Annotated in this window: 11 protein-coding genes; 9 read left to right on the forward strand and 2 right to left on the reverse strand. The window is 43.7% G+C overall.

Annotated features, from left to right (window positions below; translation table 11 throughout):
- The first annotated feature begins 559 nt into the window (after positions 1 to 559).
- The 5 genes from ilvB to PODO_RS06200 all read left to right on the forward strand — a co-directional run bounded on the left by ilvB (position 560) and on the right by PODO_RS06200 (position 9,815).
- The gene (ilvB, locus tag PODO_RS06180) at positions 560 to 2,302 is read left to right on the forward strand and encodes a biosynthetic-type acetolactate synthase large subunit (RefSeq protein ID WP_036679490.1); all 1,743 of its coding nucleotides are present in this window, start codon (positions 560 to 562) and stop codon (positions 2,300 to 2,302) included.
- Positions 2,299 to 2,787 (forward strand): acetolactate synthase small subunit, encoded by a 489-nt coding sequence (gene ilvN / locus PODO_RS06185; protein WP_170914191.1) that lies wholly within the window; start codon positions 2,299 to 2,301, stop codon positions 2,785 to 2,787. The genes ilvB and ilvN overlap by 4 nt, the downstream gene beginning before the upstream one ends.
- A 177-nt stretch (positions 2,788 to 2,964) precedes the next feature.
- On the forward strand, positions 2,965 to 3,957 hold the full coding sequence (ilvC, locus tag PODO_RS06190; RefSeq protein WP_036679485.1) for a ketol-acid reductoisomerase: 993 nt from the start codon (positions 2,965 to 2,967) through the stop codon (positions 3,955 to 3,957).
- A 102-nt stretch (positions 3,958 to 4,059) separates the two neighbouring features.
- Positions 4,060 to 5,601: a 2-isopropylmalate synthase gene (locus tag PODO_RS06195; RefSeq protein WP_038569217.1), complete on the forward strand. Its 1,542-nt coding sequence runs from the start codon at positions 4,060 to 4,062 to the stop codon at positions 5,599 to 5,601.
- Between the two features lie 287 nt (positions 5,602 to 5,888).
- Positions 5,889 to 9,815: a collagen binding domain-containing protein gene (locus PODO_RS06200; RefSeq protein WP_038569219.1), complete on the forward strand. Its 3,927-nt coding sequence runs from the start codon at positions 5,889 to 5,891 to the stop codon at positions 9,813 to 9,815.
- 67 nt (positions 9,816 to 9,882) lie between these two features.
- On the opposite strand, the gene PODO_RS06205 is transcribed toward PODO_RS06200, so the two are convergent.
- Together PODO_RS06205 and PODO_RS06210 are read right to left on the reverse strand one after the other, a co-directional pair.
- Positions 9,883 to 11,028 carry a response regulator gene (locus PODO_RS06205; protein ID WP_051491105.1) on the reverse strand — a complete coding sequence of 382 codons (1,146 nt, stop codon included), beginning with the start codon at positions 11,026 to 11,028 and terminating at the stop codon, positions 9,883 to 9,885.
- Between the two features lie 84 nt (positions 11,029 to 11,112).
- Positions 11,113 to 14,217 (reverse strand): hybrid sensor histidine kinase/response regulator, encoded by a 3,105-nt coding sequence (locus PODO_RS06210; RefSeq protein ID WP_038569221.1) that lies wholly within the window; start codon positions 14,215 to 14,217, stop codon positions 11,113 to 11,115.
- A gap of 118 nt (positions 14,218 to 14,335) precedes the next feature.
- Between PODO_RS06210 and PODO_RS06215 the strand changes: the two genes are divergently transcribed.
- The 4 genes from PODO_RS06215 (at position 14,336) to PODO_RS06230 (ending at position 17,033) form a co-directional block, all read left to right on the forward strand.
- Positions 14,336 to 14,902 carry an RNA polymerase sigma factor gene (locus PODO_RS06215; RefSeq protein ID WP_051491104.1) on the forward strand — a complete coding sequence of 189 codons (567 nt, stop codon included), beginning with the start codon at positions 14,336 to 14,338 and terminating at the stop codon, positions 14,900 to 14,902.
- Complete coding sequence (locus tag PODO_RS06220) at positions 14,899 to 15,351, forward strand: anti-sigma factor family protein (RefSeq protein ID WP_038569222.1); 453 nt, start codon at positions 14,899 to 14,901, stop codon at positions 15,349 to 15,351. Before PODO_RS06215 ends, PODO_RS06220 begins: the two co-directional genes overlap by 4 nt.
- Positions 15,352 to 15,426: 75 nt before the next feature.
- On the forward strand, positions 15,427 to 15,924 hold the full coding sequence (locus PODO_RS06225; protein ID WP_036680114.1) for a hypothetical protein: 498 nt from the start codon (positions 15,427 to 15,429) through the stop codon (positions 15,922 to 15,924).
- Positions 15,925 to 15,941: 17 nt separating this feature from the next.
- Entirely contained in the window at positions 15,942 to 17,033 is a 1,092-nt protein-coding gene (locus PODO_RS06230) for a LiaI-LiaF-like domain-containing protein (protein WP_038569223.1), read from the forward strand.
- Positions 17,034 to 17,072 lie beyond the last annotated feature (39 nt).

Genomic DNA, 17,072 nt, shown 5'->3' on the forward strand with positions numbered 1-17,072 from the left:
CATATGTCGGGAGCGGGGTGGGGGTTCCCAGCACGTAGAAGTAGGAGTTGTGACAATATTAAAAATAAGGGTATTGACTTATCCATGTTAGGAATCATATAATGTGTCTAAACATTTTATCGAACATACATGTATCGGCAATGATGAGGACGAAGTTTTAAGGGCTCTTTTGCTCAGAGAGTGTGAGGATCTGCTGCAACCTCCACCGAAATCCCTTATATACGAGCTCACCTCGGAGCTGTTTTCCTGAAAGGTCCACTGGCTAGAGTGGTGGAATTATTAGGGGAAATCGTTTAGTCCGCGTTAGGGACTTCAGGTTACAGAGATTAGGGCCCTTGCCTACATCGATGGATTTTTGTATACCTGATAAGGCGTTGCATCGCGAGATGTAATGCAAACATGGGTGGTACCACGGAAGATCAACCTTTCGTCCCTCACGCGCTAATACTGTGCGTGGGAGGCGAAAGGTTTTTTTGTTTTATAAGGAACCATTTGCTGATGTATAAAGGACGGTCCGTCATTTGCATAATGAATGTTAAATATCGGAGGAGGAATACTGATGAGCGCGCAAATACCGGAATTACGGTCTACTGAGCAGTTAAAAGAAAAATGGATGGAGCCGGAGGTCATTTCCGGTTCCGAGATATTACTCCGCAGCCTTGTATTAGAAGGTGTAGACACTGTATTCGGATATCCGGGTGGAGCTGTATTGTACATCTATGATGCATTGTACGGTTTTACGGATTTCAATCACGTGTTAACACGTCATGAGCAAGGTGCTATTCATGCAGCTGACGGTTACGCTAGAGCAAGTGGCAAACCAGGGGTATGTATTGCTACCTCGGGTCCCGGAGCAACGAATCTTGTAACAGGTATTGCTACAGCATATATGGACTCCACTCCATTGGTTGTAATCACAGGTAACGTATTCTCCAGCCTGATCGGTACAGATGCTTTCCAGGAAGCAGACATTACCGGGATAACGATGCCAATCACTAAGCATAGCTACTTTGTAAGAGATGTTGAGGATCTCCCGCGTGTTATACATGAAGCTTTCCATGTGGCGAATACCGGTCGTAAAGGTCCAGTGTTGATCGATATTCCGAAAGACGTGTCAGCAGCGAAGACGTTGTTCACACCAGTGAAAACAGTGAATCTTCGGGGCTACAATCCTTGTACAGTTCCAAACAAACTGCAGCTTGATAAATTGGTTCGTGCGATTGCGGTTGCTGAACGTCCGATTATCATTGCAGGTGGTGGAGTTATTTACTCCGGAGCACATGAAGCTATGTTCGAATTCGTGAAACGGACAGAGATTCCAATTACTACAACCTTGCTGGGTCTCGGAGCTTTCCCTAGTGCAGAAGAACTTTGGATGGGAATGCCGGGTATGCATGGTACGTATACCGCGAATAATGCGATTCAACAGTGCGATTTGCTCATTAATATCGGTGCACGTTTTGATGATCGTGTTACTGGCAGACTGGACGGCTTCGCGCCAAAAGCCAAAATCGTGCATATCGATATAGACCCTGCAGAAATCGGGAAAAATGTATCGCCTGATATTCCGATTGTAGGCGATGTGAAAACTGTATTGGAAATGCTGAATCCTGAGGTTGGACGCGCATCTAATGCTGATGCTTGGAGAACACAGATTGCTCAGTGGAAGCTAGATCAGCCGCTTCGGTATAAGGATTCAGAAACAGAGCTTAAACCACAATGGGTGATTGAAATGATCAATGACACCACTAAAGGTGAAGCGATTGTCACAACGGATGTTGGTCAGCATCAAATGTGGGCTGCACAATACTATAAGTTTAATCATCCGCGTTCATGGATTACTTCAGGCGGTCTTGGAACGATGGGCTTCGGATTCCCGTCAGCTATCGGTGCACAGATGGCACATCCTGAACGGTTGGTAGTATCGATTAATGGTGATGGCGGCATGCAAATGTGTTCCCAAGAGCTAGCAATATGTGCGATTAACAATATACCAGTCAAAATTGTAGTAATTAACAATCAGGTGCTTGGCATGGTTCGCCAATGGCAGAATCTTATCTATGATAAACGTTACAGCTTTACAGATCTCGCAGGCAGTCCGGACTTCGTTAAGCTGGCTGAGGCCTATGGCGTAAAAGGTCTACGGGCGACGAATAAGGAAGAAGCACGTGATGCATGGCAGAAGGCACTGGAAACACCGGGTCCAGTATTGGTAGAATTCGTTGTTCCAAAAGACGAGAATGTCTACCCGATGGTAACTCAAGGTTCAACCATCGATCATATGCTGATGGGGGATGAATAACAGTGACAAGACATACGATTTCTGTACTCGTAAATGACCAGCCGGGTGTGCTTCAACGGGTGTCGGGTTTGTTCGGTCGCCGCGGATTTAATATTGAGAGTATTACGGTTGGCCAGTCTGAAGAGGTTGGATTGTCCCGGATGGTTATCGTTACTCTTGGAGACCAGCATACGCTTGAACAAATCGAGAAGCAGCTCTACAAGTTAATTGATGTAATTAAAGTCGTTGATCTTGGATCTAAGCCAATGGTTGCTCGTGAGCTGGCTCTGATTAAAGTGAATGCTGATCCAAGTGAGCGTCCGGAAATTATGGGCGTTGTAGAAACCTTCCGGGCTTCAGTTGTTGATATTGGCAGCACTACATTGTTAGTACAGGTAGTTGGAGATACAGTGAAGATTGATGCGATGATCGAGCTTTTGAAACCTTATGGAATCAGAGAGCTGTCTCGCACGGGTATTACGGCTATGGTACGCGGTAACTCTTAAATATTTTATTTTGCGACTTTAACGGATTACTGCTTGATTGCATTAATCTGATATGATATGAATGAACTTCCCGCTAAAGAGCGGGAGCTTGAGGAGCAGCTAGATCTTCTATGAATCCAGTTCTCTTGAAGCACCCGCTCTTTATGATGGGTCTCAAATTAAAGGAGGATATTGACAATGGCAGTTACAACGTACTATGAACAGGATGCAGAACTTAGTGTATTAAAAGGAAAGACAATTGCGGTAATCGGGTACGGTAGCCAAGGACATGCCCAAGCACAAAACCTGCGTGACAGTGGTCTTCAAGTTGTCATCGGTCTTCGTGAAGGTAAATCTTTTGAAACTGCGAAAAATGACGGTTTTGAAGTATTGCCAGTAGCTGAAGCAGTATCCCGTGCAGATGTTGTGCAAATCCTAATGCCAGATGAAACACAGGCTTCGGTATATAAAAATGAAGTAGAACCAAACCTTAAAAAAGGCGCAGCTTTGATGTTCTCCCACGGCTTTAACGTACACTTTGGACAAATCGTTGCTCCTAAAGATGCAGACGTGCTGCTTGTAGCACCAAAATCTCCAGGTCACATGGTTCGTCGTACTTATGTTGAAGGCTTTGGCGTTCCTGGCTTGATTGCTATCGAACAAGATGCAACTGGAAAAGCTAAAGAAATCGGTCTTGCTTATGCAAAAGGTATCGGCTGTACACGCGCAGGGGTTATCGAAACTTCCTTCCGTGAAGAAACCGAAACTGACTTGTTCGGTGAACAAGCTGTACTTTGCGGTGGTGTATCCGCACTGATCAAAGCTGGCTTCGAAACATTGACAGAAGCAGGATATGCTCCTGAGATGGCTTACTTCGAATGTCTGCACGAATTGAAGCTGATCGTTGACATGGTATACGAAGGCGGATTGTCCAGCATGCGCGATTCTATCAGTAACACTGCTGAGTACGGTGACTATGTAACTGGACCACGTATTGTAACTGAAGATACTAAAAAAGCTATGAAAGCTGTTCTGACAGATATTCAAGAAGGTAAATTCGCTCGTGACTTTATCCTTGAGAACCAATCCGGACGTGCTTTCCTTACCGCTACTCGCCGCAACGAAGCTGCTCACCCAGTAGAAGTTGTAGGTAGCCAATTGCGTGAAATGATGCACTGGATTAAGAAATAATCATAATCATACTTATGATTAAATAGTATTACCTTCAAATGCGGCCGTGACTTTGCGAGCCGCATTTGAGAGTTTCAGCACAATTTTTGGGAGGTGCTTAGCATGCGGAAAATTTATGTGTTCGATACGACACTGCGAGATGGAGAGCAGTCACCAGGTGTGAACCTCAACACGCGTGAGAAAGTGGAGATCGCTTACCAGTTAGAGAAGCTGGGAATTGATCGCATGGAAGCGGGTTTTCCTGCAGCTTCTCCAGGTGATCTAGCTTCTGTTAATGCGGTGGCAAGAGCTGTGAAGAACGTCACGGTAATCGGCCTTTCTCGTTCTAGAGAGACAGATATTGATGCTGTAAAAGAAGCACTACAGGGAGCGCAGGACCCTTGTATTCATATTTTTCTGGCTACATCTCCTATTCACCGCCAGCATAAGCTACGGATGGATAAGGCTCAGGTGCTGGAAACTGCACAGTCTGCTATCCGATACGCTAAAAAATATTTCCCTAAGCTCGAGTTTTCATTAGAAGACGCGGGCCGTACGGAGTATGATTTCATGGCTGAAATGGTCGGCATGGCTATCCGGGAAGGCGCTAATGTTGTTAATATCCCGGATACTGTAGGTTATTTGAATCCTTCGGAGTACGGAGCTATCTTTAAATATCTAAAAGAGAATGTGCCTGATATTGAACGCGTACAGCTTAGTGCCCATTGTCATAACGATCTTGGTATGGCTACAGCAAATACGTTGGCTGCGATTCAGAATGGTGCAGATCAGATCGAAGGAACGATCAACGGTATCGGTGAACGTGCCGGGAACACAGCGATTGAAGAAGTTGCGCTAGCGCTTGAGACACGGGCTGAATTTTTTGGTGCAAAAACATCGCTTACGTTATCTGAGATCTCTCGCACAAGCCGTCTGGTCAGCAAGCTGACAGGTATGGTGGTTCCAGGGAATAAAGCGATTGTAGGAGCTAACGCATTTGCTCATGAATCGGGTATTCACCAGGACGGGATGCTAAAAGAGAAAACTACCTACGAGATCATGACACCGGAGACTATTGGACTTAAAGAGAGCAAGCTGGTACTCGGCAAACACTCTGGACGGCACGCTTTCCGCGATAAGTTGAGTGATCTTGGGTATGATTTGTCCGAAGAAGAGCTGAACACCGCTTTTTCTAGATTTAAGGATTTGGCAGATAAGAAAAAAGAAGTATCAGATGAAGACATTTTGGCTTTGATTGAAGAGAAATTAATTGATACGCCAGAAGTCTTTAAGCTGCAAACGATGTTCGTTACTTATGGTAATGAAGCTGTTCCAACCGCCAAGGTTATCATTGCGGGTCCGGAAGACCAGCCGATTGTAGCTGAGGCCGAAGGTAATGGTTCAGTAGATGCCATCTACAATGCTATTGATAAAGCTACGAATGAGGAAGTTACCCTTGGAGATTATTCGATTAAATCGGTCTCCCGTGGTAAAGATGCGCAGGGTGAGGTTCATGTGGTGCTTTCGCAGGGAGAAGTAGCTGCACAAGGCCGTGGACTTAGCACCGATATTCTAGAAGCAAGTGCCCGCGCTTATATTGATGCGCTGAACAAGCTTCTGGAGAAGCGTAAGACTTACACCAAACGTGATCACGCTAGTCTATAAGATGTACAATGTTATTTTTATTTTCCACTAAGTAGTAAATACGACAGGGATATGCGAGTTATTGCGCATATCCCTGTTTTTTTTTGCAATAAAAAGATCTCCAAGACTGCAATAGGACGCTGTTCAGATTATGTATAGATGGACTATTTACAATAGTTGTTAGGTTGCAAATTTATATCATGAGAAAGAGTCAAGGAGGTTAATGCGGGGGAGTAGAGTACGGGATTCAAAGGATAAAGCTTAGGAAAAGCACGATAAACGGAGTGATAAAGGAGGCATTTTTAATAATGTTATCAAAAAAGAAAATTAGCGCATTGCTCGTAGTATTCTTGCTTGTGACGCAATGGGCTTACAGCTTTGGCTTTGGAGTCAATTCGCAGGCATATGCGAGTGGCAACGGTACTGTAATTGGAGATGACCTCATTACTAGTGTTACGCTTGCTGTATACACCGATGATAAATACACAAATACGGTTACAGAAAGCGTATATGAACTTGATTCCTATTCGGAATTGAACTATACATGGTCACTTCCAGATGGGCATGGATATAAGGATGGGTCCACCTATACCTTTGATCTTCCAACACAGTTTGAACTTTATAACGATCTGAATGGTGATCTTATTTTTGACGATGAACCTGTAGGGACTTATACCGTCGACAAAAATACTAACCGCGTTGTATTTACATTTAATGCGTATATCGAAACCCACGATAAAGTGGGAGGGACTTTCTCCGTAAGGTCGCTTTTGAGCTCCAAGAAGATTACTGGCTCCACGAAGCAAACCCTGATTTTCCCGATACAAGGCGGTACTCAGACCATTGAGCTTAATTTTAAGCCGAAGGTTAGCTCTACTATAGAAAAAGACGGTTCGCCTAAGCCGCAGTATTATAACCCAACAAGCATCGCTTGGACGGTTGATGTGAATAAGGCACTGGAAAGCGTAAAAAATGCAGTTATCACAGACACACTCCCTGCGGGATTATCACTAAATACGGTATCTATTGCTGTTTATGAGCTTGATGTGAAGGTCGATGGGACTGTGAGTCTTGGCAATATAGTGGACAGCAGCAAGTATGATGTGACAGGATCCACTTTGGGAGAGTTAAAGCTGAAATTTGCGGATAACCCGCTTACTAAGGCCTACCGGATTGGCTTTTCTACGGATATAACTGGTACTGGTGTAGATGCGAAAACCTTTTTGAATGAGGCAGTCTTAACAGGAGATAACGGATTTTCTAAAAAGGCTAGCACTACAGTTACAGTAGGACGTGGCAAACCACTATCGAAAGAGTCCACTAAATACGATGCAGCGAATCAGGTGATTTCCTGGGCTGTTAATTTCAATTACAATGAAAAAACAATTTTAGCGGCAAATGCTATTTTGAAGGATACATTCAATAACACCCAAGATCTGATTCTCAGCTCGGTTAAAGTTTATCCTGTAACGATCGACAGTAATGGCAACGGGGTTAAAAGCGCGGAAATCGCTTCAAGCGAATATACAATAACTCCAACAACTGCAACGGGATTAAATGGTTTTGATCTGAAATTTAACAATGATATTAATTCTGCCTACCGTATTGAATATCAGACAAAGGCAAATGGCAGAGTATTTGATGATGGCAAGATTACGAACAAGATTACTTATGATGGAAAAACAGAAACGGGTTACAGTGATATCAAGCAGCAAATTCTCCATAAAAATTATAGCAACGTTAATTATGCGACTAAGACCCTCGATTGGACTATCCAAATTAACGACGACAGCAAGACTATGGAAAATTTAGTGGTGACAGATACTTTTGGCAATGCCGGATTAAAGCTTGTCCCGGGTACATTAAAGGTTCAACCAACTAAAGGTGGAACTGCTACCGTCCATAGTGTTGTTTACAATGCGCATGATCCGGTTGCAGTAAACGATGGATTTGTGATTACTTTTAATGCGCCGATAAATGAGCCTTACACAATTACTTATACAACAAGCTTTAACTATGATTGGCTGGCTCCGGGCAAAACTCAATTCACTAATACAGGTGCACTCGATTGGAAAGAAACGGTTAATGGGGTGAAGGAGTCTAAGCATAAAGAAGCGACCGCAACCTTTAATCCAAGAGATGAGGTTAAAAACAATGGGAAGAAGAGTGGTTCCTACAATGCTGTAACTAAGGAGATCACTTGGAACATTGGGGCTAATTATAATCAGAAAACGTTAAGCCAAGCTCAACTGGTTGATACCATTTCAGCTGGCCAAGTTGTAAATATGGATTCTGTGAAAGTGAATAAATGGGAGTATGGAAAGGATGGAAATCCTTCTCCTCAAGCTAGTGTGAATTCCGCTGATTATAAAGTGGAGCTGGATGGCAGTGAGCTGAAGGTGACATTTAATAAAACGATTAATTATGCGTTCTACGTCACTTTCAAAACAACGTTCGCGGATCAAGCGATTGATTCAAATGAAATTAAAAATACAGCTACGTTATATGACGGTGCGAAAGTAGAGTCCGCTAAACTGCAAGCTTCTGTTAATATCCCTCAGGGCGGGGAATATGTTAACAAAGAAGGTGCGCAGGATGGAAATAAAATACATTGGACGGTTTACATCAACCGTAACCAATCTTTTGTAAAAGAAGCGGTAATTACGGATATTCCAAGCGACAATCAAATCCTGCTGTCCAATACATTCCATGTCTACAAAACGAAAGTTGCAAGCAATGGGGATGTAACATCGACCAACCAAGAATTGGTGAGTGGTACAGATTATAAGCTGGAAATCACTACGGATAATGACGGAAAAGAAAGCTTTAAGCTTAGTTTCCTGAAGGATATTTCCGAAGCTTATATTTTGAAATATGACTCCCTGATCACAGCACAAAACAATGATAAGGTAACCAATAAGGTTAGTTTCGATGGTAAAAACATCAAGGTAGTTCCAGGTGTAAGCACCGAGGAAATTATCGTTAAGCTCTCTAGCGGCTCCGGCACAGGAAGCGGCGTAAGAGGACCGTTGACGATTACCAAAGTAGAAGACGGGAATACGAGTAAGGTGTTAAGTGGGGCCGTTTTTGATCTGTATCGGGTAGTTGATGCCGATAAGATCTGGATTAAGGAAGGCACTACGGATACAAACGGGATACTTGAATTTACCAAACTAACAGGTGGGAAATATGTATTAATTGAGAAAACAGCACCTGCTGGTTATGTTCTTGATCAAACACCACATGAAGTGACTATTTCTTCGACGACAGGGATAAGCCTTCAGGTTAAAAACAAAGTTCCGACACCAACAGCAACGCCTATACCGACCGTAACGCCAGCACCAACGGTAACACCAACGCCAGCGCCAACAGCAACACCAACGTCGACGCCGACAGCAACGCCAACGTCGACACCAACAGCAACACCAACGTCGACGCCAACAGCAACACCAACGTCGACGCCGACAGCAACACCAACGTCGACGCCAACAGCAACACCAACGTCGACACCAACAGCAACACCAACGTCGACGCCGACAGCAACACCAACGTCGACACCAACAGCAACACCAACGTCGACGCCGACAGCAACACCAACGTCGACACCAACAGCAACACCAACGTCGACGCCAGAGGAACCGACAGGTCCTATCTGGACACCATCACCGACTCCGGAAGTAGTCGTTACTTCTACGCCAACACCAACACCAGTTGTGGTGGCAACACCTTCACCAACACCGATGGTAACGCCAGTGTCGACAGCAACGCCAACGGTTACGCCAACAGCTACTCCAAGCCAGCCTGTGGCAACTAGTACGCCTGTTGTTCCGCAGGTAACTCCACCTGTGCAGAAAGAGATTACCAATGAAGATGTTCCTATTGAAGGTGAAATTCCACTTGGGGGAGTGCCAAGCCTGGGAGATGAGCCGGGACATGGTAAAGTAATTATTACTAAGGATGGCAAATGGGTCTACACACCTGATCCGGGCTATATTGGTAAAGATAAGTTCACCATTATTGTTACAGATGAGAATGGAAATGAAGAAGAAATCCTCATAGAGATTGATGTGGAGGAAGTACCAAAGGGTACAGTCACTAAGCCAGGAAATAACAGCAATAAACCGACTCAGCTTCCGAAAACGGGAGAAGACAGCGCATTTCCGATCTACTTGGTAGGTGGAAGTCTGGTACTACTAGGGTTTGTATTAACAAGACGATTCAAACGTAATAACTAGGAAGGTAATAATAAAGACACCCGGTTTTATCCGGGTGTCTTTATTATGTCTTGATAGGGTATTTAGCTCATCGCACTCTATGGTTAAACTGTTCCCATTGCTCGTACCAGTGCTCAACGCTGGCTGGAAGGCCAAGGTTAAGTTCCTTTTGGAACAAATCCTTGAGCAGCTTGTACTGCTCTTCCACAGCGGAACGTTCTCCAATACTGTCGTAGACCTTCATTAATCCTAAATGCCCTTGTTCAAAATAAGGCTGCAGCTGCACTACTCGTTGATAGACAGTAACGGCTTCGGCAATTCTGTTGCTTTCTATATAAAATTGGGCAATGCCCATTGCATGGTGCAGCCAAATGGTACGAAGGCGTTGCCGCTCACTTTCGGCCCATAAATAATCATAATCGTCAAAGTAATCTCCAGAATAAAGCTCGAATAAAACTTGATGCTCCGCACAATTAACTTCACTAATGGTTTCCAGAGCCAGAATCCCCTGTTCCCACTTATCTACATCGATCAACATTGATCCGGTTTCAAGGGTATAGCCTTCCCCCCCGCTAAGGTTGCTGATATGCAGGTCGACTTCATTCTGCTTTAAGCATTGCCGGACTTGATAAATTGTTGTATAGAGATGGGTAGAAGCCTTTTTCAGATTAAAGTCAGGCCACAGCAGTTCAATCAGCATGTCTTTACTTACAAAGCGGTTGCGATTATGGAGCAAAAAAGCAAATAACTCTTGGGCCTTAGAGGTTCTCCAACGCAGATTATTCAGAGATTGTCCACCTCGTTCAAAACGAAGCGATTGAAGACAACGAATGGTTACCTCTTCTGTTGCAATGATGAGTTTTGGGGCAAGTGACAATCTTTCTTCTAACCGTTGGACGGCCTTCAGTAGTCGGTCATTTCGCACAGGCTTCAAAATATAATCGAGCGCATTGATCTCAAAGGCTTCCACAGCATAATGGTTATACGCGGTAACAAAGATAATATTTGCGTTTGGACAGGTCTCTTGGAGCATCTCGGCAGCTTGAAGACCATTAATTTCAGGCATTTCAATATCAATAAAAATAACGTCAGGATGATAAGACGGAGCCTCTTGAATGGCCTGCGAGGGGTCCGTATAGGAAGCGGCTATATGTATGGATGGTATTTTTTTTAACATAAACTCTAATTTCACAAGGGCAAGCCGTTCATCGTCAACTAATATTGCCTGAATCATTATTAATCACCACTCAGATATAGTATTTTAGCCAAAAATACGTCGAATCCTTACTTGATATTTGGGTTCACAATAGTTTGTCTGTTAATCAGAAAGTTTTCGAATCGGATTTTTTTTGTCAGAAGGAATAATAAAACTCACAGAAGTTCCTTTCCCTTCGGAGCTTTTAATCTGCAGCCCTTTTCCGTAGACCCGCAACAGCCGTTTATGTGTATTTAAAAATCCGATTCCTCGTACATCATTAGACGGATTGCTGAGCAACTGCTGGAGTTGTTCGTTTTTCATGCCTTGGCCATTGTCTGATATCGTGATTTCAATATCGCCAGCTTGTTCCTTGATGGTTATGGACACCGTTCCTCCTTGGGAGCGACTCAAAATACCGTGCCGGACAGCATTTTCAACCAGTGGCTGTATAGTCAGAGGCGGCAGCTGAAAATGCAAGCTTTCCTCATAATCCCAATGAATGGTCATCCTATCTTCAAAGCGCTCCTTCTCTATGTAGAGGTAGGCATGAACAAGCTCAAGCTCTCGTTCAATCGGTATCATAGGCTCAGCATTCAGGAAATTGAAGCTTAAACGCAAATAAGAGCTGAAGGCATCCACAAGGTGACTCATTCTATTAATATCAAAAGAGGCCAGCGCGGATATTGAATTTAATGTGTTGAACAAGAAATGTGGTTGTATTTGCGCTTGAAGATAGGCAGCTTCCACACGAAGCCGTTCGTTTACGGACTGTTTTAGATCTGTTAAGGAGCGTACACGGGCCTTCAGCTCTATTGCATTCATAGGCTTCATTACATAGTCATTTGCACCTGAAATGAATCCGGTATAAATATCTTCTGGTTGGTTTCGTGCCGTCAGAAGCAAAATGGGAAGCTCAGCAATGGTGTAACGTTCACGAATTCTATGCGCCAGTTCATACCCGGACATTTGTGGCATCATTACATCTGTAATAATTAAATCCCACTGAGCGGTATCCAGCAATAGTAAAGCATCGTTTCCGCTGGTCACCGTAACGATTTCATAGTCCTTGATGGAAAGTACGTTGGTAAGTATTTTTAGATTAACCGGATCATCATCTACAGCCAGAAGCTTGGGTCTCCTGCCATGGGCTGATGAAACGATACCCGGCGCGGTTAATTTGGATAAAGTGATCATAGATGGCGTGTCCGAGAATTCAGTCATAGAGGGCAGTTCTGAATTCAATACCCGGCTGGTTGAATCGTATAACGGCATTGTGAATGTGAAGGTAGTACCTTCTCCAAGTGTAGAGACTACACTTATTTTCCCGCCGTGAAGTTCAACTAACTGCTTGCTGGTGCTTAATCCAAGCCCGATGCCACCGCTAACTTCGTTCATGCTGGAGTCGCCCTGTTCATAGGGCTGGAAAGCTCTGAGCAACGTCTCCTCGTTCATGCCAAGACCAGTATCCGTAATATGAATCTGCGCCGATTTTTTATGAATATCTGCATGGATTCTTATCGTGCCTACAGTCGTATATTTAACAGCATTTTGAAGCAGATTGAACAAGATCTGAATGAGTCTTTTTTCATCAGCCACAATAGAAGGGAATGAATCTGGTATTTCTGAGATTAAGGTTAAAGATTTCCCTTCTGTTAAGAATTTGAACATATCAAGCACACCCACTGCGAAGGATTGAATCTTAAGTTCTCTGAGCTGCAATTGTATATTGCTTTCACGGAGCTGGGATTGATCCAGCAGATCGTCTACCAGAAGGGACATACGTCTTCCAACGGTAATGAGCAGTTTTAAATTCTCAGCATTTTGATGCGTTACAGTGTCACGCTCGCTGTCCAGAACAGTTTCGGCAATGTTAATGATACTGTACAGCGGATTTTTTAATTCATGTGAGGTGTTAGCCAAAAAAACATCCTTTTGCGTAACACTTCTCTGCAGGCTGTGCGCCAGTTTTTCTGTCTCCTTAGTATTCCAGTGATATCGCTTAAATCCAAAAGTCGCAAAGCACAAAAAGGCGATAATTAGATCAAAAGGATAATAGGTAACGTTGACCCAGTTATAATTCTTGAACATTCCCCAAAGTGTGCTGTTAACGATGGCAAGCATGGATAACAACAGGAAAATAGAGCCTTCGTAATTTTTAACAATAGATCTCAGAAAAAGAATTACGACACCTAATGCTAAAACTAATAAATTTATGCCGAAAATCAGTGTGTGAAATTCATAATAGTGAACAACGGGTCCAAATAATATGAACAGGATGTCTACTATGGACAGGATGGTTAGGATACGAATACTTTTTATTTTTAAATCCGCGAACAAAAGATGTTTGCTTGTCTGCAGGATAAAAATAAATACAGCAATATAAGAGATAAAAAATAGTTTGAAATTCCATTGATAGTTCAAGGGAAGTACGTGCAATAAAAGCCTGTCATCATCTATAAGTACAGTAGTTATAGCGGATATTACCAGCAGAAAAAAATAGATCAACATCTTTTGCCGCAGCCCAATTATATATAAAATAACAGCATATACAGCGTGCAGCAGCAGTACAACACATAATAGCAACTGTAGGCTAATAGAGAGCAGTCTTTCCTGTGTTAAAGCTTTTTCGCTGCCAAATACAATCGTTTTAGAAATGCCTCCCGTTTGGGAAAAGGAATAGTTGGCTACATGGATCACAATTTCAAGTTCACTTTTATCGGTTGTAAAGGATACTGAATAAGGCAGTATGTATGGGATATAGTGCTCTTTACTCTCAGCAGGAGTGCCAGAGCTGCCCAGCTGTTCACCATTGATATACACTTCTGAAGAAGAGCGAGCTCCGGAAATGAGAAGACTATAAGATTGCTTCTTATTATTATCTGTAAGCACACGTAGTCGATAGGAGCCGTAGCCATAAGCCGATTTATCACTATCGCTATCGCTAAGTGCATCTTTCCAGTTCCCCGGGACTTGTATATATTTTGTAGGAGCAGAAGTTAGAGATTGTTCGTTGAATGAAGGAAGCAGCATACCCGGGTAGAACTCCCACTGCCCATTTAAAATAAGAAGTTTGTCCGGATTCAAATTTTGATCCCGTAAATCCAACACCCCATTGATCAATGGTGGTTGTGTGGTGTGTGGAGAAATCATTACCCATAGGATACGAAATCCAGTGAGTATAATAAGAAACAATGCGATAATTAAGAAGAGTTTTCTTTTAGTCATAGTAGTTAAACATTATTCGACAACAAACTATATATTCCTCTCTTCGGCCTATTTCAAAAAATTCAAAAAAATTTATGCATAGGTTGCAGGGGGGAAGGATTGTCTGGCGTCTAACGTTATGAAGGTGAAGGAGGGGAGAAAGCTGGAAGAGGCAGAATGGATTGCTGCTGTGCTGAACGGTCAACATCAAGCCTTTGGGCATTTGGTGACACGTTACCAAGGCATGGTATACAGAGTATGCGTCAAAATCACAGGGGAAGCCGAATCGGCCAAAGATATGGCCCAGGAGGTTTTTATAAAAGCATATAAAGCGCTCCCCTCTTTCAGAGGACAGTCCTCCTTCTCGACATGGCTGTATCGGATTGCCTACCGCACCTGTCTGGACTGGAAACGGGCCAACGATAGGGAGTGGAAGTACCGAAGTGCAGCTGATTACACAGAAAATGATTGGGTAACGTCTCAAACTCCGGAGCATGAGGTACTTGAGCAGGAAACATCAGCTGAATTAGGAGAGAATGTGAACAGTCTGGCGGAACCGTACCGGTCGGTCGTCCAGCTGTACTATTTTCAGCGGAATTCCTACCAAGAGATTGCAGAGCAAAAGGGAGTTTCCGTGAAAACAATCGAATCGCAGCTTTATCGAGCCAGACAGATGATGCGTAAACAAAGGGAGGAATGGCGATGAATTGTGCAATAGTGAAGGAATGGATGCCACATTATATAGACGGCCTACTGTCTCCAGAGATGGAGCTGAGTATCCGATTGCACATAGAGTCATGTCCTGATTGCGCAGAGTGGCTGGAGGAAGCCAAAGCAATGTCGGAGCTGTGGTCGGAAATGGATGCTGACAGAGAACAGCTGCAGGCGCAGATGGACTTCCCGGATCTCGCAGCAGATGTTATGACACATATTGAGCAGCTCGAAACAGGGCGCAGATCACGAGCGACTAAGGCGACAAATGTAAGACGTCGTTCTGCCCCAAAAACCTCATGGATTCATTATGGAGTGGCTGCTTGCCTCAGTTTGTTATTGTTGCAGTTTGGGGTATTTGAGAATTTGGCCTATGGCATTACCGAAATAAACGGCCATATGTCGAATTCAGTAACCCAGTGGTTTGGTGGCTTTGGGAGATAGAAATAAAATAATTGACCATTAATAGATGTTTAAATTGGCTAAAGTTTTTCTACCCAAATTTTAGGAGGATATATTATGATTAAGAAGAGACGTTGGCTCACTTTTATGCTGGCTATGGTACCTGGAGTAGGTCATTTGTACTTAGGCTTTAAAAAGCAGGGTTTACAGTTTATGATCGGGGCGTCCTTATGTATAATGTTTATTCCGTCCGAGCCCTTGATCTTCCCGTTTGCCCTGGCGGCGCTGTGGTTTTATCAATTGTTTGATGCCCTGCAGAAGGCGGCTTGGATGAAAATAACTGCTGCTGAACACGAACGAATGATGTTTCATCCAGACAGCTTCGGAGCCCCTTGGACCATGGGTATGTCCTCTATGCCTGGATATCCGCATGAAGAGATCAATCCAGCTTGGGTGGGAATCGGCTGTGTTGTTGCTGGATTCCTCATGTTGGTAATCACAGCTTTCCCTACCCTTTGGGATATGCTGACTGAGATCAACATCGGCACGATCTTATTATCAGTGGGTCTGATTGCGTACGGACTAAAGATGTTAAGGAACAATACGAGAGCATAAGAAACGGGGATTTAACTATGGGGAGATGGAAAATAGGAAGTTTCACAGCAGCCTTGGGCTGCATTGCCCTTGGTGTCATTATCGTGATGGCTCAGTATGATATGATCAGCTATGAGGTGCTTGGTTTTTTATGGCCAGCGTTGTTGGTCTTATTCGGACTTGAGATGTTGATAAGACTTTTTATCAAATCCGATGTCAAAAGCCGTGTAAGCGGCTGGGCCATCCTGTTAATTATTGTACTGATCGGAGCAAGTGGTGCTCAGACAGTAATGGCGGGAGGTTCACTCAGCAATCTGATCGGTAATACACATCTAACTCCGCTTAGTGGGAATGTGGAAGTGAAAGAGAATATTACGACGCTCAAAATCGTACTTCCGAGTGGAAAAGTAAAGGTTGAGGGTGTAGCTGGAAGCTCTTTGGATTATGAGGGAAGTTTACTGCTGCCTGGAAAATCGCAAAGTGATGCTGAAAGTGCACTGGAAAAGAAATGGAAGGTTAGTACTGAAGGAGATACACTGATTATGGAGCTTGATTCCGATCATAATTGGTTCTCTAACATTCAGTTTGGATTCAATACCAAAAGTCCTTATCTAAATGTAAGTGCACCCAATAACCTTGCTGTTGAGGTTGAGACAAGTGATGGCTCTATAGAAGCCTGGAATCTAAAGTCAGGTATAGAGGTTGAGACAAGTAATGGTGCATTAAATATTCATGATATTGTCGGCGAAGTGGATGCGCATACCAGCAATGGGTCACTATCCGTACAGAATATCCAAGGTGAAGTTGAACTCGTGAGCTCTAATGGAGCCATAGTATTGGATAACATTGATGGGGCGTTGTCAGCCAAGAGCAGCAACGGCAAAATTACTATAAACTCAGCAGTGACCGGAAACTGGAAGTGTACATCCAGTAACGGAAAGATTATAGTGGGCTTGCCGGCCGTGTCGGATGCGAAGATTATTGCAGATACAAGCAATGGCTCGCTGAAGGGGAATGTACCCTGGGATCGGGACGGCGATAGCTATGGTACCGCTGTGCTTGGTAAAGCCACTTATACTGTGGACTTAAGCACGAGTAATGGAAGTGTGACCGTGGACACAGCTGAATAAGAATGAATAAAAGGGAGCTGGGGCTTCAGCGTATTGATT

Source organism: Paenibacillus odorifer (genome assembly GCF_000758725.1).
GTDB lineage: Bacteria > Bacillota > Bacilli > Paenibacillales > Paenibacillaceae > Paenibacillus_AQ > Paenibacillus_AQ odorifer.